Here is a 24,261-nt window from a genome sequence, read left to right on the forward strand (position 1 = left end):
ATATCCACTTGACCGGAGGTTCATTTATGATTGTGCAGGTATGTAAAAAAATTCAATGAGAAAAAAGAGGAAGAGATTAGAAAATGGTTAATAAAGATTTATGGATTCATAGATCTTTGTATGGAAGGCCAGAGATACGTGTTGGATTGCTTACATTATGCCGTATACCAAGCATACAGCTTTTTTTCTGTATTACATGTTCACATTTTCTTTGAATCGCCAATTATGATTATTTTTTTCATTTTATTTTCTTAATGATGTAAAATGTACAACTTATTCCTGATGATCATAAAATAGCCTGCCCATCAAACTAATCTTCCCAGTAAGGCTGCTTTAGGGTTTGCACATATGAGGTGAACTTATGCTGGCTTTTGTACAAATGTATTTTTTCTAACCCGGTCGGGGTCGCTATTCCACATATCATATGCCCCAATAGATTTTCGTGATCGGCAGCCTCAAGGTCTTTTAAAGATTCGTGATCAGAAATAACGACCAGGCTTTCTAGAAAAAATCTGGTCATAACATTTACGCTAAAATCATCCTTGTATAAATGATGCTTAATCCCTTTTTCGATACTGTGTTTTAAAGCATTGAAAATAAAGGTTTCTTTATGTTGCTTCACTATCAGATAGGATTGATAATGATCTTTCTCCAGTGCGTAAATAATCGCTGGATTTAACCTAAAAAACAATTTTTGCGCAAATACCATTATAAAAAATAGTTTAATTATCGGGTCGTTTGTTGTATTTGACAGTATGGTAAAACTATTGATATTGCCGTCAGTTTCCTTAACGATAAAATGCTCTACTAATGCATTTTTGTTTTTGAAGAATTTATAGATCGTTTCTTTTGCCATGCTCAAATGAGCAGCTAAATCGTCAATATTGACTGATCTAATCCCGTTTTCAAGGAAAAGTTCGGCCGCCTTTTCGGCAATCTTATTTAGTGTCTCCATACCTGATTCCAGCTATCCTCGTCCTAGAAATTTGTACTATTTTTAACAATTTAATTGGTATTATTGGTTAAGCTTTTCCAACGGCTTTCTGACAATATAGTGAGCAACTCGTTTATTAAAAACTTACAAAATACGATACCTAAAACCGGTTTTTCGCCCTGTTTTAAATACGGGGTGGCTACTTGATAATATGTTCTGAATTTATGTATCACCGAAATACGGTCATCATAATACATATTGAGCCAGGTTTTAATCCCCTTTACTATTTTGCTAGATAACACGTACCCAGGGATAGGTCTACCGATGAGATATCCGCATAAAAAATCCACTTTCGTCGTGCTCTTGTAACTGAAATTTCGAACATGCGTATACTTGACAAAGCGGGTTTTAGCATATAGATTTTCAATTTTCGATTCCAGTTCCTCGCGTAATTGTTCGGAGAGATTGATGTATTCTGTTTCGAATACATCAATCGTTTTTAAATTTGCGCTCATTTCGGGTATTAAATATGATATTAATTATTTACGGCCGCCCTTATTGGCTTTAAATGGGTTAAATGATATCCCTATATTGAAATAGCCAACCCCATCCTGTGTATTTTCATAAACATAATCAGAGAATGCTGCATTCTTCTGGTAAAGCCTTGCTACCAATGTATTTGCTATTCCACCCTTTAAAGTAAGTATCAGCTTGCTGCCGAGTGCATGTTCGTACGTTGCACCCGATTTTATCTCCAATTGTGTATATTCATAGGTTCCCGGCAGGAAGAATTGTCCCGGCTTAACATAAAAACCTTCACCCAACAGTTCGCTACCTAATGACAGTCTGCCATTTTTAAAAAGCGGCCTTTGAACCTTCAAATGCCTCGGCAAAATTAAATCCAGGCTCCACTGCGAATTACTGAAACTTTGTTTCCATGAAAACGATGGTAATATGGGTGAAATTGCCGTGCGGTCAATCAGTCCAAGAAGGCCTACGGTGATTAAGGTATTTTGGCTGCGCTTCAAAACAAGAGCTGCCGCAAACAATCCTTTCACCCTTTGTATGCCGTTTTCGTCTCCGTCTACGTTCAATGTTGCATTATAAATTACGGGTTTCCCAAACAGCTTGGAGAAGTAGGTAAAACTACCCGCAGCGGAGAGGTAATGAAAACTCATTTCGCTTCGCTGATTTGTAAGACCATATAAACCTGAGGGTGTTACATCATTAAAATCGTAGTGATTGTATTTATATCTTAAGGATGTAGTGATGACATATTTTCTGGTTTTAAATACGGGAATATTTAACGCTATTCTTAAACGGGATTCGTTGTCTATTTTGCCACGCTGGAAACTTTCTCCAAAAAGCTTGGAATCGAAGTTTCTTGATCCAAATTGTTCAAACTGAACATCAATGGGCCGGGTTGTTGGGAACTTATCTGTGATAAATTCCTTTGTTTCCCTTTTTATAGAATCTAAAGTTTGGGCTTCTACGTGGATATAAAATAGCAGAATACTGCCAATTATGATTATTGTTTTCATTTTAAATTTACTTATGGTGAGGTTTTTTGCAGAGGTTAAATATGAAAATTTTATGAATGTTTGTTTTGTACTAAGTCAACTACTGTTATCAAATAGCGAGGCCAATTTTTTCAAATTTGATTATTAAATTCTTTTTGTTTTCCCTCCTTTAATTTCATTTATATTATTATGCTATGGTGTTAGGCTGTAACCCTTATTTTCGGAAAGATGAGGTAAAAAAGTTCATCATGTATGCTATAGACAGGTATCTGCTGTAAAAGCAGGTAGCGGAATCTTAGACGCTGGAAACTAATTTGATGTTAACTTGCCGGCAATGCAAAACCTTGCCGGCAAGGATGAATTTTATAATAATTAATGTCCGCCTTTAGTGGCTATGGCAGACTGCAAAACTTCTTTTTTAGGAAACCGTAGCCTGAATTTTTCGCCGATGCGATCAACGCAATAGTATACCGTTGGCACTACAAAAACAGTCAAACAAAGGCTGGATGTCAGACCGCCAATGATCACCCAGGCCAGGCCGTTTTTCCATTCGCTTCCGGGTGCAGTTGATATGGCTATAGGTATCATACCAATAACCATTGCAGTTGTGGTCATCAGAATAGGCCTTAACCGCTCCTTACCTGCTTCTATCAGGGCTTGCCAGGTTGTATCTCCATGCTCTTTACGGTGATTGGCAAAATCTACTATCAGGATCGCATTTTTAGCTACCAGACCGAGCAGCATAATCATTCCTAGAATAGTAAAGATACTCATGGAAGATTTCGTTAATGCCAAAGCTAAAAACACACCGATGAAGGCAACCGGGAGGGAGAACAGTACCACAAAAGGATAGACAAAGTTATCATACAACGCCACCATAACCAGGTACATCAATATCACAGCGGCTACTATCGCTACACCCATGGCACCAAAGGAATCGCCCTGGCGTTCCACATCGCCACCCCAGCGGAGGTCAATACCCTCAGGCAGTGGTTTTTCCAACAGTGATTGCTTGATGTTATCGGCAATCACACCTGATGTAATCCCTAAAACATCACTTTTTACTGTGACAGAAGTACGGCGATCCTTTCGTTCCAATACGCTTGGACCGCTGCCTTGCGATACATCGGCAAATTGTGTTAGTTTGATTAACTTACCAGATGTATTGCTGAAATTCATACCTTTTACGTCCTCCACGCTATGCTTATCAAATTCGTCAAACTTTACTTTGATATCGTATTCGTTATTACCCACACGATATTTAGCATCATCATTACCAGCGAATGAATTTTGGAGCACCGCACCAACCATGTTAATATTTAAGCCTAACTGGCTCATTTTTTCGCGGTCGATATTTACTTCTACTTCCGGATTACCATCTTCCACGCTTAACGCTACGTTAATTGCACCAGGCATAAGCTTGATACGCTGCTTTAATTCATTGGCAGCAGCCATTAATTGCGGGGTATTTTCTCCATTTAATACCAATTGTATCGGTGCGCCGCTGTTGATCATACTAACCATAGTAGGGCTGATCTTTACACCTGCGAAGTGCTGCGCAATATCAAGACTTTTCTTCAGCATTAATTTTTCAGTGGGAAGGTTGCGGTCTTTTTTATCAACCAGCGTTACCGTTAGTTCCGATTTATAATCAGAACCAACACCAGCCACCAGCGAGGTAGTGCTTGAGCCGGCAACATTACTCGAAACAGTAATCACATCAGGCTGCTTGCGCAGATAACGCTCAATAGCGTTACTGCGCAGGTTGCTTTGTTTAACCGTTGAATTTTTATCAAACTCCAAAGCCATCCTGAACTGGCCCTTATCTGTCGGGGCGACAAATTCACTTCCGATAACCCCTAATTTCATCACCCAGACCACTGCAGCAAAAAGGCATATCACCATCCCCCCCATGATGAGTTTATTGGCAAGAACCCATTTCAGGGCATTCATATACCAATTTGTTAATCCTGTAATAAGTTTTTCAAACAGAATAAGTGGTTTATCCAGCAGTTTACGGTTATCTAATATGGATACTCTGCCAAAGCGCGAGGCTAACCACGGCGTAAGTGTAAAGCAAACAAAAAGACTCATTAAGGTCGCTACCACGATGGTAGCAGAATAAGAGCGCAGGATAGAGCCGATGCTGTTTTGAATAAGACACAAGGGGCCAAATACAACCACATCAACCATTGTAATGGCAATAGCTGAAAAGCCGATTTCGCTACGTCCATCCAATGCGGCGGTAACTTTATCCTTACCCATTGAGAGGTGCCTGTGTATATTTTCCAATACCACTATACTGTCATCTACGAGGATACCGATCACTAGTGACAAGCCAAGCAATGTCATTAAATTCAATGTGTAGCCAAACAGGTACAGTGCAATAAAAGTAGAAATAAGGGATGTGGGTATAGCCACTAATACGATCAGCGAATCACGAATACTGTGCAGAAATAATAGCATGATGATAGCGACCAGGATCACAGCGAGGATCAAGTCGTCTACCACGCCATTAGCTGCCTCAAGCGTATAATCAGCTGTATCATCGGCAACAATGAATTTTACACCGTTTGCAGCATATCTTTTTTCAATAAGCTTGATTTTTTCTTTAACCTTCTCACTAATATCAACCGCGTTGGCATCGCCTTGCTTTTTAATAAGCAGTCCTATCCCGTTTTGGCCGTTATAGCGGAACACGCTGGAAGGGTCCTTAGTTACATCGGCTACACTGGCTATATCGCTTAATTTTATAGGGCTGCCTGAAACGGGCAGACTTACCACCAGGTTATTCAGTTGCGACACCGAGTTGTAATTACCGGACAAGCGCACGGTCATTTGACCGATGCTTTCGGATTTTATTTTTCCCGCCGGCAGTTCTTGGTTGCCATTGGCAACCGCTGTAGTGACATTTAAAATAGAAAGGCCATAATAATCCAGTTTGTCCTTATTAATATTTACCTGTATTTCGCGCTCCTGCCCGCCAATAAGGGTTATCTCGCCAACACCTGTTATTTGCTGAAAAAGCGGGTTCACTTGGTTTTTAACGATATCATAAAAAGCAGCATTATCCAGCGATGAAGTGGCCATGAGTTGAATGATGGGCTGGTCGCTTGGTGTTACCTTACTGATGCTTGATTCTTTTACATCGGTTGGCATATCGCTCTTTATATTATTTATTTTACGTTGTACATCCTGCTGTTTCTGATCGATATTGGTACCGCTTACAAATTCGGCAGTAATGATTGAAACCCCCTCTAACGATTGCGAGGTAATGCTTTTTAGCCCGTCTACAGCGCTTAACTGGTCTTCAATTTTTTTGGTTACGGTTTGCTCAATATTAGCAGGCGCAGCACCAGGGTAATTGGTGGTTACCACCAAAATAGGGTTAGATATATCGGGAAGCAGCTCGTAACTTAATTGTTTGTAACAAAATAATCCGCCGCCTATCAATACCGAAAATATCACGATAATGAGCGAAGGCCTTTTGATAGCTATTTCGGTTAATGTCATTTTAGTAGTTTTAATTTTATTTTATCGGGTTATTTATTGGTAGTCACCGGTTATCTTATTTCCACTCTAGTGCCGTCTGCAAGGTTAACCAGCCCGCCGATAATTACGATATCGTTTATCTTCAAACCTTTGGTTACCTGCATCCGAGTATCATTACTTACACCAATCTCAATGTTGCGCAACCTGGCTATACCATTTTCTGCTACATACACCTGTGGCTTTTGGGTAGAACCTAACAAGGCCGAACGTGGGATGCTGATGGCATTCAGTAAAGGGGAACTGCCCATGATTACATTTCCATACATGCCCGAGCGCAGCGGGGTTTCCGTTTTATTAACAACTAAAAATTTCACAGTATAATTATGGGAAACATCGGCATCGCTTGATATATAATTAACCTTTCCCTTGAATACCGCATCCGTATAAACATCTGTTTTAACGTCCATTTCCATCCCCTCTTTAAATTGCGGGATATACTTTTCCGGTACGCTAACTTCCAGTTTCAACATGGAAATATCTATCAGGGTAGCCATGGGGTTACCAGGTGACACAATTGCGCCCAAGTCGAAATTTCTGGTAGTGATAACCCCGGTAAATGGCGCTTTAATTGTGTACTGTTTAATTTGCCTGGTTAGCTGCTCTATCTGGGCTTGGCTAGTAAGCACCTGGGTACGTGCGTTATCCATTTGTAACTGCGTAACGCCTGTAGATGCTGCCTCATAACGTTTCAAAGTGTTTTGATTGTTACGAAGGCTTACCATTGCAGAACTGAGTTGGGCACGCAATATCCCATCGTCCAGGTGGGCAACCAAGCTACCAGCTTGTACCACGCTGCCTTCCTTTATGCCAACAGATATTACTTTGCCTGAGGTTTCTGAAGCAATGCTCACCTCTCTACTCGGCGAAAAGGAGCCTAAAAAAGGTGTTGCAATTTTAAATTCTGCGCCTTTAATTGTATCGGCCTGTACAATAGCTTTTGTATTAACAGCCGGGCGATAAACCCGCGCCTCCACTTCTTTTTTGTTTGATAGTAGTTTGAATACCGTGAATACCACAATGCCTACAAGGACGGTAATGACAATGATCTTAGATAATTTTTTCATTTTTATGAGATTATGAATAGGGCTTTAGTTTTGGTTTTTTAATAAGGTTCCCTGCGCTTTCCTGAGGTCGAGTTCAGCCTGTTTAATATTGATAAGGGCGTTTACAAAATTGGTTTGTGCGGTTTGCAGATCGCTATTGGTATTGATGAAATCGCTTACTTTTACCAAACCGCTCTTATACTGGGCATTGATATCCTTCATCACCTTTTGCGCCAATAAAAGGTTGCGTTGCTGGTTTTGGTATGTAATAAAGTTGCTTTTCAGGTCGGCATAGGCATCTGCCATTTCCTTATTGTTTTGCTGCATGGTTTGCTGAGCCTGCACTTCGTATCTTTTAACCTCATAATATTTTTGTTTCGCCTGGTATTTAATATTGAAGCCATCAAAAATCGGGATACTCAATTTTACCCCGACGTAAGAATTGGGGTAAAATTTATTGTTGATGGTATTAAAGGGGTCTGCGCTTGTAGAGTAACCATATAAGCCATATGCGCCGTTTAATGACAGGGTTGGCAGATAACCAGCCTTTATTTTTCGCTCTTCAAGTTTAGAGATTTTAATATTTTCTATAACCTGCAAATAATTGGTCTTTAAAGTTCCGTTAAGTGATTGTACTTGTAAAATTGCTGCATCAGCCTCATTGTCTACAAAAGCCAGCACAGCGATTTCGATACTGAGCGGGAGGTTCATCAGCGTTTTGAGCATATTATAATACTTCTCTTTGCTGTTTTCCTGGCTTTGGATATTCGCTTTATCATTATCCCTGGTTACGGTAAGCCTGTCTACGTCGGTCTGGGTAGCCAAGCCGGCTTTGAGCTGTTCCTGCGTACTGGCCAGTAAAGCTTCCGTATTGGCGAGTGTTTGCTTGCTCAACTCCGTTTGCTTGATAACCGATTGAATATTATAATAAGTAGCTGATATATTGTAAATCAGGTCTTCCTTACTTGCAGTGACCTGTAGCTGACTTAGATTTACAGATACTTTTGCTGCTTTTAATGCAATCATGGAAGCTGGATTATAAATATTTTGTTTTAAGGTAACGACGGCAGACTTGGTTTGAGGCACCCCAAACTCAACGGCTGAATACGTGCCTTGGGGGCCGCCAAAAGCGCCTGCGGGAATGACAGAAGTTGATACCTGGAAGGCGTATTGATACGAACCTTCACCACTAATAGTTGGTAATAAAGCACTGTATTGTTGTTTAACGCCTGCTTTAGTTTTCTCCAGGCTATAACCATCTGCTGTTAACTGAAGGCTTTGTTGTAGGGCTTTATCAATACATTGCTTAAGGGTAAGTATTTCCTGTGCCTGTGCCCGGATATTTAAATTAAAGACACATATAATTACCAATCCCATGGCTAACCTTATATTTTTAATTTTCATTTTAGTTTGATTTTAATATTTGACTATTTTGTCGATTACACTCCAAAAAAAAACTACGGTTTAAACGCAATTTTCAAAAAATCCTTCATGTAAATTTTCCGTTCTTTCATTAGATCCATATACTGTTCATCAGTTAAAAAAAGTACATTCTGTATCATGCCCCTGCCTGCAAATGAAAAGACGCACATGGATATCAAGGTTATTAATATTTGTTTAGGCGCACCTTTCATTTCGCCATTTTTAACAGATGTTTCAATGCCTTTTAAAAGGATATTAAAAGGACTTCCACTTGCTTCACTGATTAAAATATCTTTCATCACTTCCGGATTGTTATTAAATTCATTAAGCATGAATATATCCAACTCTGGCTCAGCTAAGGCTTTTTCAAAATAGCCATCTACATAGGCCTCCATTTTTTCTAGGCTAGAATAATCACTATTATGAAGCATCTCGGTACGCTTGGCCAAGTCACGAAAAGCATCTTTTAATACAACCTGAAATAATTGCTCTTTACGTCGAAAATAATAATGAAGTGCAGTACGCCCAATACCTGCTACATCAGCAATCTCCTGCATCCGTGCCCCTGCTAAGCCCTTCTTCAAAAAAACACTTTTTGCTGCTATTTTGATTTGAGTTTCAGTATCTGTATTACCTATTTCTTTTGATAACATAATTGTTTTACATTAATGTCGGACACAAAAGTAAACAAATATTTCGCATACACAAATATTTTTTCAAAAAAATGATTATCCACGAAAATAGCAGTAAATACTTATATCTTACTTTTCAATAAAATAGCTGCAAATTTCCACTGTTGTAGATGCTGGGTTTCGTGAGAAACGGTTGTATGAGTGCTTTCTGAGATTATGTAAATTATCTGCTATGCTTTCTTTGAATTAATGGTAATTTACTGATTAATTTAATATAATTATCTAATCTAGAATTTTAAAGCAATCTCATCATTCCTACCCTTTTTACGAAACAATTCTTCTCAGAATTTAATTTACATGATCACTTTGGAATCAGCGCCGTGTTCTGAATCGCTTTATCGCAAACTATGAGGTAATCTATGCTTTTATAGAAGCACCATCAGCGCTGATCTGCCCCTTTAATAGACCAACTGGAAATCGATTTTACTGATATTTTATACAGATTAATTTTCTATAATTCAATTATTTATCCCAAACTCATCCGACCCCTGTACAACTCTGTCTTTTATAACCTAAACCTACCCAACAACTACTTTACCCTATGAACAACAACCATTATATTCAACAATTATAAACAAAACCAGGCCATTGGCTCACTTAACTATAATAAATAAACTATGTAATACTTTGATCTGCACTGCCACCCATGTTTAAAAACCCTTTTTCAAACTCAAAATGGAAGCCAGCAATCAGCATGGGAAGACATTAATCCAGCAGATGCCATTTTGGGTGATATGCTGGAATCCCCAGGCATCTCTGAACATGCTCACCAAAAACATTTCGCTCATCTGCATTACACTGCATCCCCTGGAAATCGAAATGATCAATGAAATACTTATAAAAATTACCTCAAAAATTCTTTATCCGAAACTGCTCGATGAAGAAAGGCTGGATGGGATGATATCGCAGCAATGCATCTATCAGATGACATTTGAACAGGAGCAAAAAAACCTATTGGTACTTCCCATAACTTCACAATGATTTTATTTACTTTTACAGTAAAATATAGTCATATGCTTTTTAGTTCATTAGGCCTGTCGAGTGCTTTATTAAAAAACTTGGTAGATCAAAACTTTACAGAACCTACTGCAATTCAAGAAAAATCTATCCCTGCAATTTTAGATAAGCAAGATGTTTTAGGCATAGCCAAAACTGGTTCGGGCAAAACAGCAGGGTATGTTTTGCCTATTCTTATGAACTTGCAGCAAACTCTATTAGTTAAAAATCGCCAGGCAAATGTATTGGTTCTGGTACCAACACGTGAACTGGCGGAGCAAGTAAAGGATATTTTTAAAACTTTTAGCAAGAATCTTTTGCAACCAGTCAAAATTTTGGCGGTATATGGTGGAGTATCCATTAATCCACAAATGATGGCGCTTCAAGGTGTAAGTATACTTGTTGCCACACCAGGCAGGTTATTAGAATTACTAAATTCAAATGCGGTGCACCTCTCTGCAATTGAAACTTTGGTACTTGATGAAGCTGATAAAATGTTGAACTTAGGTTTCAAAGAAGAAATGAATAAAATCATTAGTCTTCTACCTGAAAAACGTCAGAATATTTTATTCTCGGCAACACTAAGCAACGATATACAGCATATACATCAACTTTTACTTAAAACACCTGAAGTCATCAAAATTGAAGGGGAAGAAAATTCGCTTGCTTCGATAAAACAGGTTGCCTATATTGTTTCAAACGAGCGGAAAGGCCCATTTTTGCGTTATCTAATCAATCATTACCAAATGAAACAGGTATTGATATTTGCATCTTCTGTACATCAGGTAGATGCAATTGTAAATAAGTTAAAGAAAAACAACATCGAAGCAAAAGCCATTCACAGTAAAAAAAGCCAAGGTTCAAGAACAGAATCATTAGCACACTTTAAATCTGGCAAGCTTAGGGTACTGGTGGCTACCGATTTAATGGCAAGAGGAATTGACATCAGCTTTCTTCCCTTTGTAATTAATTATGAATTACCTCGATCGCCAAAAGATTACATCCACCGTATTGGAAGAACCGGACGTGCTGATGCCAAAGGCGACGCGATTTCACTGGTCAACGCTGACGAACTAGATCATTTTGGCGTGATTCAGAAAAAAATGGGCAAACAGGTAGAATTAATCGATGGAGAACAGATTAAGATAAACTAAGTAAAATAAATTCTGATTGTAACCTCCATTTTCGATTATTTGCTTGCAATATTAAGTCATACATAAAAACTGTATCTTCGCAAAGATATGGGTTATGCAAAAGAAAGAGGAAAGCTTGAAAAGCTCTCGGTAAAAGTGAGTGGTTTAACAATTTACGATGATAAAAGCCTTGCTATTATTACAGATATATTTGAACAATATTCGCATTCGATTAGAATATTAAAAAATAAGAACCCGGAAATATTTAATGAACTCTATCAAAATGAACTTCAAAAAGTGAAAACACTTAAACGGACACTAAAATTGAGTGAAGAGGCAGACCGCCAAGATAATTTCATCAAATACAAAGATTCTTTATTGGTTGCACTAAATAATGCTGTCAAAGAAATTCAAGAGACTGCTTAAATTCTAGGATACAAAATTTTGATGTGGCTTTTATAAATATAAATACTTAAAAAAAGGCATATTCAAATTACTGATATACAAAAACTTAAAAACCACGAAAGAATTCTTTTTTTTCGCGCTGGTTCGAGGCCGGGCAGTTCCAAAAAAGTCATTTACGATTTCGTGAAGGACTTTTTATTTTTAGCTGATAAGGCATCATCACAATCCGCTTTATATAAATTGTATTAAAGCGCCTAGCCTTTCTGATCATGGTAACCTCATTCCACAAAGATTATATCCAAATCAATTTTTGTAATCTGGTCAGTCATGTATTTCAATTCCTGTAGAGAAACCATATCAAAGTGTTTAATTTGACGACATCATGTCCAGAGTTATGAAAATGGAAGGTGCCGATTAGCAATGCCTGCTTTATACGTAACTTAGTTTTAAGCCTTTCATTTAAGGTAGGCAAATTTGTTCCGGATAATCCGAATGTATTTAGATTAGCATTTTGCCGGAAGATATCCAAAATCCGAATGGAGCTTTTGACAATTTAAAATCATTTTGGATAAACAAATTGAAGTCTTCAACACTGTTCACAGATCTGTTGAATAAAAAAATATTCTTGCATAACCATTATCGAACAAAACTTAGACATTTAAAAGAAATGCCCTGGCAGTTTTGCCAGGGCATTCAAAATTTCCCGAAACTTGGGTTATTTTATTTTGCACTGTTTTTCTTTTCAGTTACTTCTTTTCTGATATCAGAAGCTAAAACTTTAAGGTCTTGCATAGCCTTACGTACTCTGGTACCAGCTGCTGCATTTCCACCATCATAAAATTTTGCAGCATCTGCTTCGATATTCGCAATAACTTCTTTTACTTTTTCAAACTTTTCCATAATTGTACTTTATTATTGACGGGAAAATCCAGTCAAATGGTTTAACAAATTGATTTTATTATTTTGCAAAAAACGAGCCACTAAAATAAGAAATGAAACTAAATACTCAAATTCTATTTTTTTAATTGCTTTTCTATTGATGCCGGCCTATACAAACGCTACTTTCAGAACCGATTTCCTTACCCTACACCACGGGCAATTCCTTCCATTCAGTATGGATTAGTTTAAATTCATCACGACCAAACCTATTCAGGTTCATTTCAGTTTAATGGACGACGATCGATTTTCTCGCCTTAATATCGCTAGATGAACTGCCTATAAGTAGCACTAATTTGTCTTTTTCAACGATAAATTTTTGTGATTTTATGTCCCAATAAGCCAGCGCTGAAGCTTTAAGTGGTAAATTTACCGATCGGGTTTCATTTGGCTTAAGTGTTATACGCTGATAGCTTTTAAGTTCTTTCATCGGCCGGTCAACTTTCGACTGCAAGTGCTGTACATAAAGTTGAACTACCTCATCACCTTCACGGCTACCGGTATTGGTCACATCAACGCTTACCATTAGGGTTTCATTATCGCTGAGCTTAAGTTTACTGGTTTTTAGGTTGGCGTATTTAAAAGTGGTATAGCTTAACCCGTAACCGAAAGGGTATAGTGGTTCCGCTTTTGTATACATATAGGTACGTCCATTGCGGATATTATAGTCCATCATTGGTGGCAGATCCACTATTGATTTTGGCCAGGTCTGAACCAGTCTTCCCCCTGGATTTACATCGCCAAATAAAGTGCTGGCAAGGGCAATACCCAATGCTTGACTATTATGTGTAAGGTGAATAATAGCTGGTATGTTGGCATCAGCCCAGTTTATTGCATAAGGAAAACTGCTGATGAGTACAACAATGGTATTGGGATTGGCCTGATAAACTTTTTCAATCAGCATCTGCTGCGAGGCATCCAGGTTAATGTCTTCCCTATCAACCGCTTCGCGGCCTTCGGTAGGGCCATCTACTTTTTTCCAACCCAGATTTCCGGATGGATTATTACCAATACAAACAATGGCCAGCTCAGCTGATTTTGCCAAACTTACGGCCAGATTATCATTAGTAGAATGACTGATGGTGATATTACCTCCTGACATTTGCTTTATACCCGCTACCGGACTCACCGAATAAGATGGACTTCCACTATACCAATCTTCATACACCTCGCCAGATCTTGGCCCCACAACCGCAATTGATTTTATTTTATTTCTATCAATTGGTAGTAAACCTTTACTGTTTTTCAAAAGTACAATAGACTTTTGTGTGATCAGATTAACAAATTCCCGGTTTTTTTCTATCAACCAGGGTTCTGGTCCATTTTTGTTTTGAGCATAGCTCACAAGGCTCGGTGCATCTAGCTGACCTAATTTTATCATTACCCTAAAAACACCTCTTAAAGCGCCGTTAATGTCGGCTTCAGTTAACATTCCTTTATCAAGTGCGGCTTGTATACCTGGTTTATAAGCATCTAAAAACTGATTTATCCCAGCTTTGATGCAGGCTGTAGCAGTTTCTTCCGGTGTTTTATAATAATGATGTGCAGTCATTAATAAAGTATAGGCACCTCCATCCGTACAGATAATCCCATCTTGCCCCCACTCCTTAACGGCAAGATTTTTAAGCATCGGACTAACAGTTTGTGGGATGCCATTTACACCATTATAAGAAGCCATAAATGCCCTTGAACCACCCTCGACTACCCCCATCCGAAATGGCACCGAATAATATTCGCGAAGCAACCGTTCATCAAAATTGGCTTGGCTGCTGTCTCTGCTGTTTTCATTACTGTTTGCCAGAAAGTGTTTCATTAGAGATGCAGTCTGCCAATAATTTGGATCGTCACCTTGCAAACCTCTTACATAAGCAACAACCATGGTACCATTAAAGAAAGCATCTTCGCCATAACATTCTTCTGTTCGCCCCCACCTAGGATCTCGCCCTAAATCTGCATTTGGTGCCCTGATTACAAGCCCGGCTTTTTTATAACGATCACTTTGGGTCAGGTAGCGCGCCTCATAGCCTTCAATACTCGCGGCCTGCTTCACCAATTCAGGACTCCAGGTTTCTGCCAGCCCAATAGCTTGTGGAAAGGTAGTCGTTGCTACGGGTGTTTTCCCGCCCCAATTACCAGGTATGCCAGTTGCCAAACCGTGTAGCCCTTCGCTATGTCCGGTGCCTTTAATACCTAAACGAGCCACAGTTGGGTTTGTACCAAGACAATTGATTTTTTCCGCTAGTGTCATCAGCGATAAAATATTATCGATTCGCTTTTCGACCGGAAGCATATTATTAAAAAAAGAATATTGTACCTGAGCAAACAGGTTGCTGCCATTAAACGGCACCAATAAGATAAATAACCAATAGTGATTTTTTTTGACGAAGTTAAAACGCATTACTTTAGCAGATTTTGTGAATAAGGTTTAATTATCCATTTAACCTTTCCCTGATAGGGATCATTTAAGATGTTTTTATCAGATGAGGTAATTTGATGGAGTTTATTATCAGACGGTAAACAGACCATACCCACTGCCTTTTTTCCTTTTGGCGAATAAGTAATTAGCTGAAGGGAAGACCAATCCATCTGCATGGTCGATTGTGCGAGTTTAATATGCGGAATAATTGCTCCAGATCTAACTAAAATAATTGCCTTTACCTGGCCCGATTTAATTAGATGCCAGCCATTTTGATAAACTGTCCCAGATTGATAATCAATCCATTCGCCTGGTGGCAGGTAAACATTCCGCTCCTTAACGTCCTCAAATAGCGGTGCAACCAGCATATCCGATCCAAACAGGTATTGATCATCAACCAGCCACGAACCCGGATCGTTAGGGTATTCTACAAATAAGGCTCTAACCATGGGTAAGCCACGTTCAGTACAATCTTTAGCCTGTGCATAAATGTAGGGCATAAGCTTGTAACGCATCTCGTCTGTAATCCTGAATGTATTTAAAAAATCAGGGCTGTACGCCCATGGCTCTTTTGGAGGTGCACCATGACTGCGGCTATGTGATGAAAGTAAGCCAAATGCTGCCCAGCGCGCATAAAGATTTTCGGGTGTTTTTAATACAAAGCCGCCAATATCATGGCTCCAAAAAGCAAATCCGGAAAGGCCGAACGAAAGCCCGCCCCTAAGTTCTGCAGCCATCGCGGTGTTGGTGTTTGCGGCATCGCCTCCCCAGTGTAATGGATAACGCTGGCTACCAGCCCAGGCACTACGTGCCCAGATGATATTTTCTCCATTTATTTGTTTAGTAATATCGGCTACCGCCTTGTTATAACGCAACGGATACAGGTTATGTTCATAAAAACCCGACCGGCCAGAGTAATAAAGACCATTATTGGGCGCAGCCTCACCAAAATCGACTTTAATGGCACCCACTCCTAGTGTTAATAACCCAGCAATTTTGTCCTGATACCACTTTACGGTAGCTGGATTTGAAAAATCAAGTATAGCATCTTCGTAAGGAAGATTACCTTTCCCGTCTTTAACCACCAGATCTTTGCTAACCAATTCATTAAACAATATATTTTTTGGCGTAAAATAGGGCAACTGCCAAAGCGAAACATGAAAACCATTTTTTTTGAGGTCAGACATTAGCTTAGCAGGGTCCTTAAAACGATCCGCAGCAAATTTATAATCCGTGCGCCAGTCTGTTGTAAACCAACCTGTATCGTAGTGGATTACATCCGCAGGAATTTTATTTTCACGCAGCTTTGCCGCCACATCTCTCCCATCCTGCTCGGAAGTATATGTGATCCGACTCATCCAAAATCCAAAAGACCAAAGTGGCGGCATAGCGGCTTTGCCAGTTAAATTAGTATATTCATTTAAAACGTCCTTTGGTTCACCCAGAAAAACAAACAGATCTAGCGCATCATCGCCTATCATCAAAGAATTCACACCGCTAAAATATTTACCAAAATCACACGTTATTGGTGTTGATGTATGCATAAACATGCCGTAGCCGCGATTACTCATAAAAAAAGGAATAGGCTTGTACATGGTTTCGTTTTGAACCCCATTGGCATCATCGGCCCACAACACAACCTTTTGCCCCCGCTTATCAAATGAAGTAAAGGATTCGCCACAACCAAATATTTTTTCTCCTGGTGATAAGGCAAAAGCAGCGGCCATGCTCCTCGAATAATCACTAGCCCTTCTAACATAAGAAAATGGTAAAACCGGCGTAAATGTCGCATCTGCATTATCCTTATGATGAATGGTTTTTGTTAGCAGCTTACCTGCTGCATCTCGAAGCTCTACGTGCCAGGGCTGCGTTAGAATAGTTACCGAGCCAAATTTACTGGTATACCGGTGTCCGCCATTTATTTTAGCATATTTCCAGTCATCTTTATCTATTGGCGCAGAACCATTAACAAGCATTAAGGATGCTTGATCTGGCTTGACCTGAAAACCGGACGACATGCGTATGCGCAAAGTACGTGCAGACACAAACTCAATACGGAATGGCAGTTCTGGCGACTGCTCGTATTCTGTTTTGGGAAATTCGTTCGCGGGCACTTGTTGCAAAACGGCGAGCATGTTGTTAAATGCCATACGTGAGGCATATTGAAAACGTTTGTAGGTAATTTTTCCGCTTCCTGTACTAGGATCGAAATTGCTTAGGCTATCTGCAAGGTAATAGGTATTTTCAAAATCTTTAAAATCAACGCTTATATCTATGGGCGAATTCAACAACTTCACGCCTTGAAGCTGTGCCGATGCGCTATGGATCAGCAGTAATACCAAACCACCCAATAAAGCACATTTTATTCGCTTTTTCATCATTTTTACCCTGTTTAATTATTTAATTAGAATAAGCAAGCCAAATCAGCCTGCTCAACCATAAATTTAATTGCTTTTTTTGGCATAAGCCTTAGGAATTTATTGCAGGCCTTATTCTTTGCATAATGGCAATGGCGGTTATATTTTTGTTCCAACAGCCATTACCGAAAACTCATTACAGAACAGGACGCTTTGCTACCATCCGGGATTTTGCACCATTGCAGGTGCTTTCCTAATCTCACTAGTTTGAATTGGCAACAGATAATTTCTTTCAGCAAACGCATGTAGATAAAATGATAAAACTACCTTATAACTATAGGTTCCATTCGCATTTTTCGTAATCTGCATCAACTTATTCCTTCCGTTTTGTGTGGTAAGGGCAATTTTCCATCGTCTTACATCGTCCCAGCGTGTATTTTCATACATCAGTTCAATGTGTCTTTCGTTTTGAACAAAGGCCCTCATCGCAACAACATCCATGTTCGGGTTTATACCATAGTTGCCATCCGTACCCGGAGCAATTCCTGCCCTAGCTCGCAATTGTTTCAAAACAGGATAAGCCAAAGCAGTTTGGCCAGTTTCATTAATGGCTTCAGCATAAATCAGCAAAATATCCGCATAACGTAGCAAGGGCCAACCTCTGTTTGTATTTCCCGGACTATTGGCCGCTAAGGTGGCATCGCACATCTTACGGGAGTAATATCCGGTTGGGCCTGTGGTAGAAGCATTGTATACAAAGCCATCTGTAGGTGCTCCTACATAAGTAAATACTTGCGTATTAGAATTTGTGGCTAAATTAAAATACGTAGCTCCGTTATAAATGATGGAATAACCGAACCTGGGATCACGGTTTACGTATGGATTGTTTTCATCATACCCTGAGGTGGGATCGGTAATGGCCTTTCCATTAGCCATAGGGAAAGCATCAACCAAAGTTTGGGTTGGCGTACCATATTTACTCCCATTACGGGTACTAGGCAGATAAAATATCTCGAAATCCTTATTCGCGAAACGATTGTGATAAAAAATATATTCACTGTTTATACGTTGTAAAAACATGTTGTAAAAACCATAGCCCGGCGCGGTATTGTTGTCCGTAACGAGTGCATAGGTGTTCGTATTCATAACAGCTTTAGCAGCATCAGCAGCAGCTTGCCATCGGCTGACACTATAGGTTGCATATCCGGCAGCATCCGTACGTGTAGGATCAGTGGCCAGCCCGGGATAACTGTTTCCATTAAAAAGTGGACTTGCAGCAAATAGTAATAATTTCGCTTTTACCGCCAGCGCAGCACCTTTAGTTACCCTGCCATAATCATTCCCCGACCAACTTACGGGTAATATGGTGGCAGCGGCATCCAGTTCATCTGAAACATATTTTACACAATCACCGAAACTGTTGCGGGGGATGTTAACAAAATCGTTAATATCAAAGACCTGATCTTTGATAATAGGTACCCCGCCGAAATTAATTAACAAATTATAGTAATACCAGGCACGTAAAAACCTGGCTTCGGCAGCAACCCTTTTTTGTGTAGATGCAGCCAATGGTGTTGTAGGCAGTTTTGTTAACAATAAATTGCAGCTTCTTATATTTGTCCACGGAAGAGACCACACTTCTGCAAAACCGGGAACGCCATCCGCAGTATAATTAGAGGAGTAATATATGGTTGGTCTACGTGCCGGATTTGACAAACTAAACTCCGAATCGTCGGTCGCCTGTTCCGTTCCGCCATTTTCCCACCTTGTTTTGAAAAAAGCAAAGCCCTCATCGTCATAAATACGGGTTAAAAAGCTTATGGTGTTTACGCTGTCAGAAAAGACAGTTTGCTCATTTAATGCATTATTGGACTTATTATCCAATACTGACCCTTTTTTACAAGCTGTAAAAAGAATGACCATTGTTAAAATACTGAAAAGATATTTCATAATCAATTTTTAATTATAATGTAATGTTTAAGCCGATATTATAGATGCGTTGTGGCGGATAGTTTTGTTGGGTGGTGCCATAAGTTGCTTCAGGATCTAAGGCGTATTTTTTATAAGCATCAGACCAGGTGTATAAGTTATTTCCACTTAGGTAAATGCGCAAACTTTGTAATCCGATTTTGCTCACAAATTTTGCAGGAAATGAATAAGCGAATTCTGCTGTTCTTAATCGCAAATAATTACCGGAAATGGTCCAGAAATCGGAAGCACTTGATGGATCACTTATGGTTCGGGTAGTTGTTAAATATGGGTATTTCGCATTATCGCCCAGTTCTGGTGTCCATGCTTGTTGATGTATCGGTTGTAAATTTGCTGAAAAAGCCCTTATTGCTTCCTCAGAACCCGAAATAACAAAGCCCGTTGCCCCCTGAAATAATGCACTCATACTAAAACCTTTATAAGCAAAACCTAATTGTGCCCCGAAATTATTTATAGGTGTATTTGTAAGATCAGAAACCGCCTGATCTTTTCCATCTATAAATCCATCTTTATTTAAATCTTCATATTTTAAATCTCCAGCTTTGGTAACACCTGCAGAAGCCTTTGCAACAGCCGGATTTGCAATATCTGCCGCATTGTAGAAACCAAGGAAATGGTACCTGGCCTGTGCACCAAGCGGATGTCCGGTGTAATATTGCCATGGATACAGCGTAGATGGCTCATCCTGAAATATGATCTTACTCTTTACTTTCGAAAACGTTCCTCTGGCGTTAAAAGTAAAATCTTTACCTATTTTATCATGATAGTTTAATTCAACTTCAAAACCACGGGTATTTGTTTTTCCTAAATTTACAGGTGGCAGCGATTGGCCAAATATGGCAGACACCGTTCCACGCTGAATTAACTGATCATACCGATCATTATTAAATACATCTACCGCTCCGTTAATTTTATTAAATAGCGCAAAATCAGCACCAATATTCAGTTGCTTGCTTTTTTCCCAGGTAACCGCCGGGTTTGGCAGCGTACCTTCTTGTAGGCCGTTATTTGCAGGCAAAGTAGCGCCATTAGTTTCACCAAACGATATTGCCTGATTGCCACCGCTCGGCAAATAGCTTTGTAAGTACACATAAGTTTGGCCTGAACCTAATAAATCAGACCCAATCAAACCATAAGAAGCCCTGAATTTAAGAACATCAATAAATTTGACGTTGTTTTTCATAAATGATTCTTCTGCAATATTGTACGCAGCAGAAACGGCTGGAAAAAACCCATAATGTTTCTGGAACCTGTCGGTGCCATTATATGCACCGCTTAGCGTAACGATATATTTTTGCTTAAAATCATAGGTAACTCGGGCAGTAGTACCCAGAGTTACACTCGGAACAAAGTTGTAATTATCATAATTGATATTTGTGACCGGCAAACTGGCGTTGTAACTAGATAGATTGTACAACAGCAAAGAGTTAATGTGATGGCTGCCAAAACTGCGATCATAATTTAACGAAGCCTGAGCAGTTACTCTACGCTGCGTACTACCTCCATTATAAGCTGTTCCCAATCGCTCCAGCCTGTATATATTAGCAAAAGCAGGGGTGTAAGTACTATTGGTTGGATTGTAAATATAAGACGGTAAGTTTACCCGTGTTAAACCGATAGTATTGCTGTAATTACTTGTATACGCAAGCAAACCTCTCGCACTTAAGCCCTTGGTAATAAAGTCGAGTTTTTCATTAGCTTGCCCAGATAGTACCATATTATTTAAATTTGTTCGGTTATAACCATCAAGGGTTAACCGTTGGATAATATTTGGGGTAATGTAATTTGTTACATTGGATTGGTAATTTGAATACCCCCAACTCCCGTCAGGATTTTTTATCGGATAGGCATAAGGTGATAGTGCCAGGAAACTTCCATATTCGCCAAACACATCATTTTTATTACCATTGGTTGAAGGATAGTATACCGATGGTACATTTACCTGACCAATATTGCCGTAAGCATTGATTTGTATGTCGAGGTTTTTATTGGCCTTTATATCAAGGTTAGAACGATAGTTGTAGCGATGATTAAAATAGTTACCGTTGTACCCTTGGTCTTCGCTAAAATCTTTGGTTAAACCACCTTGATTAATATAGCTCAATGACACAAAGTATTTTACATTTTCAGTGCCGCCCTGCAGATCAAACGTGCTTTTGTACTGTTTGGCGAATTTTTTAAATAGCTCATCACGCCAGTTAATATTAGGGTGCCCATAAGGGTCCTGACCATTCTGGAAAAGGGCAAGATCAGCAGCCGTCCATCGAGGGGTAACGCCATCATTAGTATTTGCTTGGTTAACTAAAAGTGCAGTATTGTATGCATCAAGATAGGTAGGCAACTTAGTTGGTTGTGATACGCCAAAATCGTTACGAAAAGACATACGCGGCTTGCCGCTTTTACCACGACGTGTTGTAACAACCACTACTCCGTTGGCGCCCTTGATGCCGTAAACAGCAGTTTGCGAGGCATCCTTTAGTACAGTAACAGACTCAACTTCATTGGGATCGATATTTCTAAACTGATCATAATTAAATTCAATATCATCCACAATAATTAATGGATTATTATTGCCGTTAAGCGAACTTACACCACGTACCAGGAAATTAGCACCATCTGACCCTGGCTGACCAGTAGTTTGTTGGGATATAAATCCAGTTAAACGACCAGCTAAAGTATTTTGCAAACTGGCAGATGGATTTTGCCGAATATCGGCACCCGATACCGCACTTTGCGCACCCGTTAGCGTTTTCTTTTGAACAGCTCCGTAACCCACAACAACAACCTCATTTAAATCCTGTGTTTTGGATTCCAAAGTTACGTTAATAGTTGAACCTGTAACCTCTACTTCTTTAGTAACATAGCTCTGACTTCTGATAATAAGTATCTGGCTTTTTCCTTTTAAAGTAATTGTGAATTTTCCGTCTACAGTTGTTGCCACGCCATTAACAGGTACTGCTCCTTTTTCTATTACGGTAGCACCAGGAATTACACCTTGCAAATCGCGAACGGTACCTTGGATTTGCCTGTTTTGCGCATTGGCAAATAATGCTATAAAGCATAATGTCAGTGTAAAACTTAATAATCTGAGTTTTTTCATTGTATAATAGTTTACAATTTTTTTAAAAATCATTACCATCCCGAATTTTGTTTAAGGTTTGCATCGGTAACCGTTTCATTATATGGAATCGGCATGTGATATAGCTTTTCCTGAAAGGTTATCGTGGTAACAGGCACTGTTTGGTATGTATAAGTTCCGTTGGCATTTTTGGTAATCTGTATACCTCGCAAAGTTTTATTAAGTTCTGTTGGTGCAATTTTCCACCTACGGAGATCCCAAAAACGATGTTCTTCAAAAGAAAGTTCTATGCGTCGATCCACCTGTTGCATAAGGGTACGTAAACCTGCCTGATTCACGCCTGTGGCGATGCCATATCTTGAACCTGAACCTGCCTGAATACCAGCACGTTTTCTAATCAGAATCAGTTGTTGTACGGCATCTTCTGTTCGGCCAACTTCATTTAGCGCTTCGGCATAATTAAGAAGGATTTCCGCATACCTGAAATAAACAAAGTTGTGACTTTGTGCCGAGTAAGAGCTGCTGGTCGAGTTATCGGCCAGAAACTTACGCAGGTAATAACCGGTTTTGGTTTGATTAACAGACGTAATATTTGGTCTGTCTAAACCACCATCAAAAGTCTGCACACCACCACTACGGTTTAGCCAGGCACTTCCATTATAAAAAATGATGGCGTTAAAGCGAGGATCGCGATTACTATAGGGTGCCGCAGCATTATAACCCGATAGTGGATCGGTAATGGGCAGGCCGCTGATGGTCGGGAAAGCTTCTACGAAATCCTGTGTTGGGCTGGTACGCCCGGCGCTTTGCGTATTGTTTACCGTATAACCTACTGGCGCATTAACCGTTTCAAGCGTAAAATCATTAATCTGCTGTTTGGCTAAAATAACCTCTGAATTTTGTTTTTGAGAAAAAATATTCACGTAACCCGCATTACCTGATTGTACAAGAGAATAAACGCCAAGATTAATTAGCTCCTCTGCTGAGGCAATTACATTTTGCCAACGTGTTGGATCGTTGTTAGGATAACCTGTTAAAACTTTAAGGGTAGCATCACTTTCAAATCCACCACCATTGAACAAAGGGCTCGCAGCATATAAATACAACCGGTTCTTCAAAGCTATCGCCGCACCACGGGGTATACGCCCAAGATTGGTAGCAGAAATAGGCTCTAAATTTAACTGCCCTTTAACCGCATCGCATTCTGTCGTAATGTAGGTAACACATTCGGCAAAGGTATTTCGTGAGAGCTGGAGATTATCATTTAATCCATTGATTTTATCGCCTATTAAAGGCACACCACCGTATCTTTTCAGTAATTCGAAGTACAGAAATGCCCTAATAAATCTAGCTTCTGCTTTCCAGGTGATGGTACGTGTTGGATTGGCCGTTGGAACAGGCACCTTATCTATATTCGCCAGAAAGATGTTAATTTGATGAATCCCGTTATAACTATTGCTAAAATAGCCGTCGGGATTTGTTGTCGAAGAAACCAATCCGTTATTATAATAAGATATCGGGGTGTTGGCAAGCGAAGATATCGCATCACCAGATGCTGCATCCAAAAAATCTCCACTAATGCGATTAAAACCTGTAGGTAAATAATTATAGATGTTATTTAAAAATTGTTGAGCCAATGTTGCATTTAAATCCTGCGAATCAAATACAAGATCAAGCGTGTTTAAATCTCTTGGTTGATTTTCTACCTTTTTACATGACGGCATAACCGTTATCATAAAAAAGAATAAAAAGCTTATATATATTGTTTTTTTCATGATCTTAATTAT

The 24,261-nt window shown here is 39.4% G+C and carries 16 protein-coding genes; 3 read left to right on the forward strand and 13 right to left on the reverse strand.

Translation table 11 applies throughout. From position 1 onward, the window contains the following. Nucleotides 1–310: 310 nt before the first annotated feature. From IEV50_RS04535 to IEV50_RS04565, 7 genes are all read right to left on the reverse strand, one after another. A complete protein-coding gene (locus tag IEV50_RS04535; protein ID WP_188412059.1) occupies nucleotides 311–955 on the reverse strand; it encodes a TetR/AcrR family transcriptional regulator in 645 nt (214 codons plus the stop codon). A 50-nt stretch (nucleotides 956–1,005) separates the two neighbouring features. Further along, a complete protein-coding gene (locus tag IEV50_RS04540) occupies nucleotides 1,006–1,449 on the reverse strand; it encodes a hypothetical protein (protein WP_188412060.1) in 444 nt (147 codons plus the stop codon). 24 nt (nucleotides 1,450–1,473) lie between these two features. Beyond that, nucleotides 1,474–2,475 carry a hypothetical protein gene (locus IEV50_RS04545; RefSeq protein WP_188412061.1) on the reverse strand — a complete coding sequence of 334 codons (1,002 nt, stop codon included), beginning with the start codon at nucleotides 2,473–2,475 and terminating at the stop codon, nucleotides 1,474–1,476. 351 nt (nucleotides 2,476–2,826) lie between these two features. Further along, complete coding sequence (locus IEV50_RS04550; protein ID WP_188412062.1) at nucleotides 2,827–5,967, reverse strand: efflux RND transporter permease subunit; 3,141 nt, start codon at nucleotides 5,965–5,967, stop codon at nucleotides 2,827–2,829. A 50-nt stretch (nucleotides 5,968–6,017) separates the two neighbouring features. Further along, a complete protein-coding gene (locus IEV50_RS04555) occupies nucleotides 6,018–6,980 on the reverse strand; it encodes an efflux RND transporter periplasmic adaptor subunit (RefSeq protein ID WP_188412063.1) in 963 nt (320 codons plus the stop codon). A 114-nt stretch (nucleotides 6,981–7,094) separates the two neighbouring features. Then, nucleotides 7,095–8,453 (reverse strand): TolC family protein, encoded by a 1,359-nt coding sequence (locus IEV50_RS04560; RefSeq protein ID WP_188412064.1) that lies wholly within the window; start codon nucleotides 8,451–8,453, stop codon nucleotides 7,095–7,097. A gap of 53 nt (nucleotides 8,454–8,506) precedes the next feature. Then, nucleotides 8,507–9,124: a TetR/AcrR family transcriptional regulator gene (locus IEV50_RS04565; protein ID WP_188412065.1), complete on the reverse strand. Its 618-nt coding sequence runs from the start codon at nucleotides 9,122–9,124 to the stop codon at nucleotides 8,507–8,509. A gap of 714 nt (nucleotides 9,125–9,838) precedes the next feature. Between IEV50_RS04565 and IEV50_RS04570 the strand changes: the two genes are divergently transcribed. The 3 genes from IEV50_RS04570 to IEV50_RS04580 all read left to right on the forward strand — a co-directional run bounded on the left by IEV50_RS04570 (nucleotide 9,839) and on the right by IEV50_RS04580 (nucleotide 11,718). Then, nucleotides 9,839–10,144 carry a hypothetical protein gene (locus IEV50_RS04570; protein WP_188412066.1) on the forward strand — a complete coding sequence of 102 codons (306 nt, stop codon included), beginning with the start codon at nucleotides 9,839–9,841 and terminating at the stop codon, nucleotides 10,142–10,144. Then, entirely contained in the window at nucleotides 10,141–11,313 is a 1,173-nt protein-coding gene (locus IEV50_RS04575; RefSeq protein WP_229746625.1) for a DEAD/DEAH box helicase, read from the forward strand. The genes IEV50_RS04570 and IEV50_RS04575 overlap by 4 nt, the downstream gene beginning before the upstream one ends. A gap of 87 nt (nucleotides 11,314–11,400) precedes the next feature. Then, the gene (locus IEV50_RS04580; protein WP_188412067.1) at nucleotides 11,401–11,718 is read left to right on the forward strand and encodes a hypothetical protein; all 318 of its coding nucleotides are present in this window, start codon (nucleotides 11,401–11,403) and stop codon (nucleotides 11,716–11,718) included. Nucleotides 11,719–12,417: 699 nt separating this feature from the next. On the opposite strand, the gene IEV50_RS04585 is transcribed toward IEV50_RS04580, so the two are convergent. The 6 genes from IEV50_RS04585 to IEV50_RS04610 all read right to left on the reverse strand — a co-directional run bounded on the left by IEV50_RS04585 (nucleotide 12,418) and on the right by IEV50_RS04610 (nucleotide 24,249). Continuing rightward, entirely contained in the window at nucleotides 12,418–12,597 is a 180-nt protein-coding gene (locus IEV50_RS04585; protein ID WP_188412068.1) for a BF3379 family histone-like protein, read from the reverse strand. A gap of 265 nt (nucleotides 12,598–12,862) precedes the next feature. Further along, entirely contained in the window at nucleotides 12,863–15,031 is a 2,169-nt protein-coding gene (locus IEV50_RS04590) for a glycoside hydrolase family 3 C-terminal domain-containing protein (protein WP_188412069.1), read from the reverse strand. Next, nucleotides 15,031–17,430 (reverse strand): glycoside hydrolase family 31 protein, encoded by a 2,400-nt coding sequence (locus IEV50_RS04595; RefSeq protein ID WP_229746626.1) that lies wholly within the window; start codon nucleotides 17,428–17,430, stop codon nucleotides 15,031–15,033. Before IEV50_RS04595 ends, IEV50_RS04590 begins: the two co-directional genes overlap by 1 nt. A 192-nt stretch (nucleotides 17,431–17,622) precedes the next feature. Continuing rightward, complete coding sequence (locus tag IEV50_RS04600; RefSeq protein ID WP_188412070.1) at nucleotides 17,623–19,356, reverse strand: RagB/SusD family nutrient uptake outer membrane protein; 1,734 nt, start codon at nucleotides 19,354–19,356, stop codon at nucleotides 17,623–17,625. A 13-nt stretch (nucleotides 19,357–19,369) separates the two neighbouring features. After that, the gene (locus tag IEV50_RS04605; protein ID WP_188412071.1) at nucleotides 19,370–22,495 is read right to left on the reverse strand and encodes a SusC/RagA family TonB-linked outer membrane protein; all 3,126 of its coding nucleotides are present in this window, start codon (nucleotides 22,493–22,495) and stop codon (nucleotides 19,370–19,372) included. 32 nt (nucleotides 22,496–22,527) lie between these two features. Continuing rightward, nucleotides 22,528–24,249: a RagB/SusD family nutrient uptake outer membrane protein gene (locus IEV50_RS04610; protein WP_188412072.1), complete on the reverse strand. Its 1,722-nt coding sequence runs from the start codon at nucleotides 24,247–24,249 to the stop codon at nucleotides 22,528–22,530. Nucleotides 24,250–24,261: the final 12 nt, after the last annotated feature.

Source organism: Pedobacter mendelii (assembly GCF_014635725.1).
Lineage (GTDB): Bacteria > Bacteroidota > Bacteroidia > Sphingobacteriales > Sphingobacteriaceae > Pedobacter > Pedobacter mendelii.

Excerpts from the sequence above, each read along its gene's own strand:
- IEV50_RS04535 (WP_188412059.1), bottom strand. The coding sequence starts at position 955 with ATGGAGACACTAAATAAGATTGCCGAAAAGGCGGCCGAACTTTTCCTT.
- IEV50_RS04540 (WP_188412060.1), bottom strand. The coding sequence starts at position 1,449 with ATGAGCGCAAATTTAAAAACGATTGATGTATTCGAAACAGAATACATC.
- IEV50_RS04545 (WP_188412061.1), bottom strand. The coding sequence starts at position 2,475 with ATGAAAACAATAATCATAATTGGCAGTATTCTGCTATTTTATATCCAC.
- IEV50_RS04550 (WP_188412062.1), bottom strand. The coding sequence starts at position 5,967 with ATGACATTAACCGAAATAGCTATCAAAAGGCCTTCGCTCATTATCGTG.
- IEV50_RS04560 (WP_188412064.1), bottom strand. The coding sequence starts at position 8,453 with ATGAAAATTAAAAATATAAGGTTAGCCATGGGATTGGTAATTATATGT.
- IEV50_RS04565 (WP_188412065.1), bottom strand. The coding sequence starts at position 9,124 with ATGTTATCAAAAGAAATAGGTAATACAGATACTGAAACTCAAATCAAA.
- IEV50_RS04570 (WP_188412066.1), top strand. The coding sequence starts at position 9,839 with ATGGAAGCCAGCAATCAGCATGGGAAGACATTAATCCAGCAGATGCCA.
- IEV50_RS04575 (WP_229746625.1), top strand. The coding sequence starts at position 10,141 with ATGATTTTATTTACTTTTACAGTAAAATATAGTCATATGCTTTTTAGT.
- IEV50_RS04580 (WP_188412067.1), top strand. The coding sequence starts at position 11,401 with ATGGGTTATGCAAAAGAAAGAGGAAAGCTTGAAAAGCTCTCGGTAAAA.
- IEV50_RS04585 (WP_188412068.1), bottom strand. The coding sequence starts at position 12,597 with ATGGAAAAGTTTGAAAAAGTAAAAGAAGTTATTGCGAATATCGAAGCA.
- IEV50_RS04590 (WP_188412069.1), bottom strand. The coding sequence starts at position 15,031 with ATGCGTTTTAACTTCGTCAAAAAAAATCACTATTGGTTATTTATCTTA.
- IEV50_RS04595 (WP_229746626.1), bottom strand. The coding sequence starts at position 17,430 with ATGATGAAAAAGCGAATAAAATGTGCTTTATTGGGTGGTTTGGTATTA.
- IEV50_RS04600 (WP_188412070.1), bottom strand. The coding sequence starts at position 19,356 with ATGAAATATCTTTTCAGTATTTTAACAATGGTCATTCTTTTTACAGCT.
- IEV50_RS04605 (WP_188412071.1), bottom strand. The coding sequence starts at position 22,495 with ATGAAAAAACTCAGATTATTAAGTTTTACACTGACATTATGCTTTATA.
- IEV50_RS04610 (WP_188412072.1), bottom strand. The coding sequence starts at position 24,249 with ATGAAAAAAACAATATATATAAGCTTTTTATTCTTTTTTATGATAACG.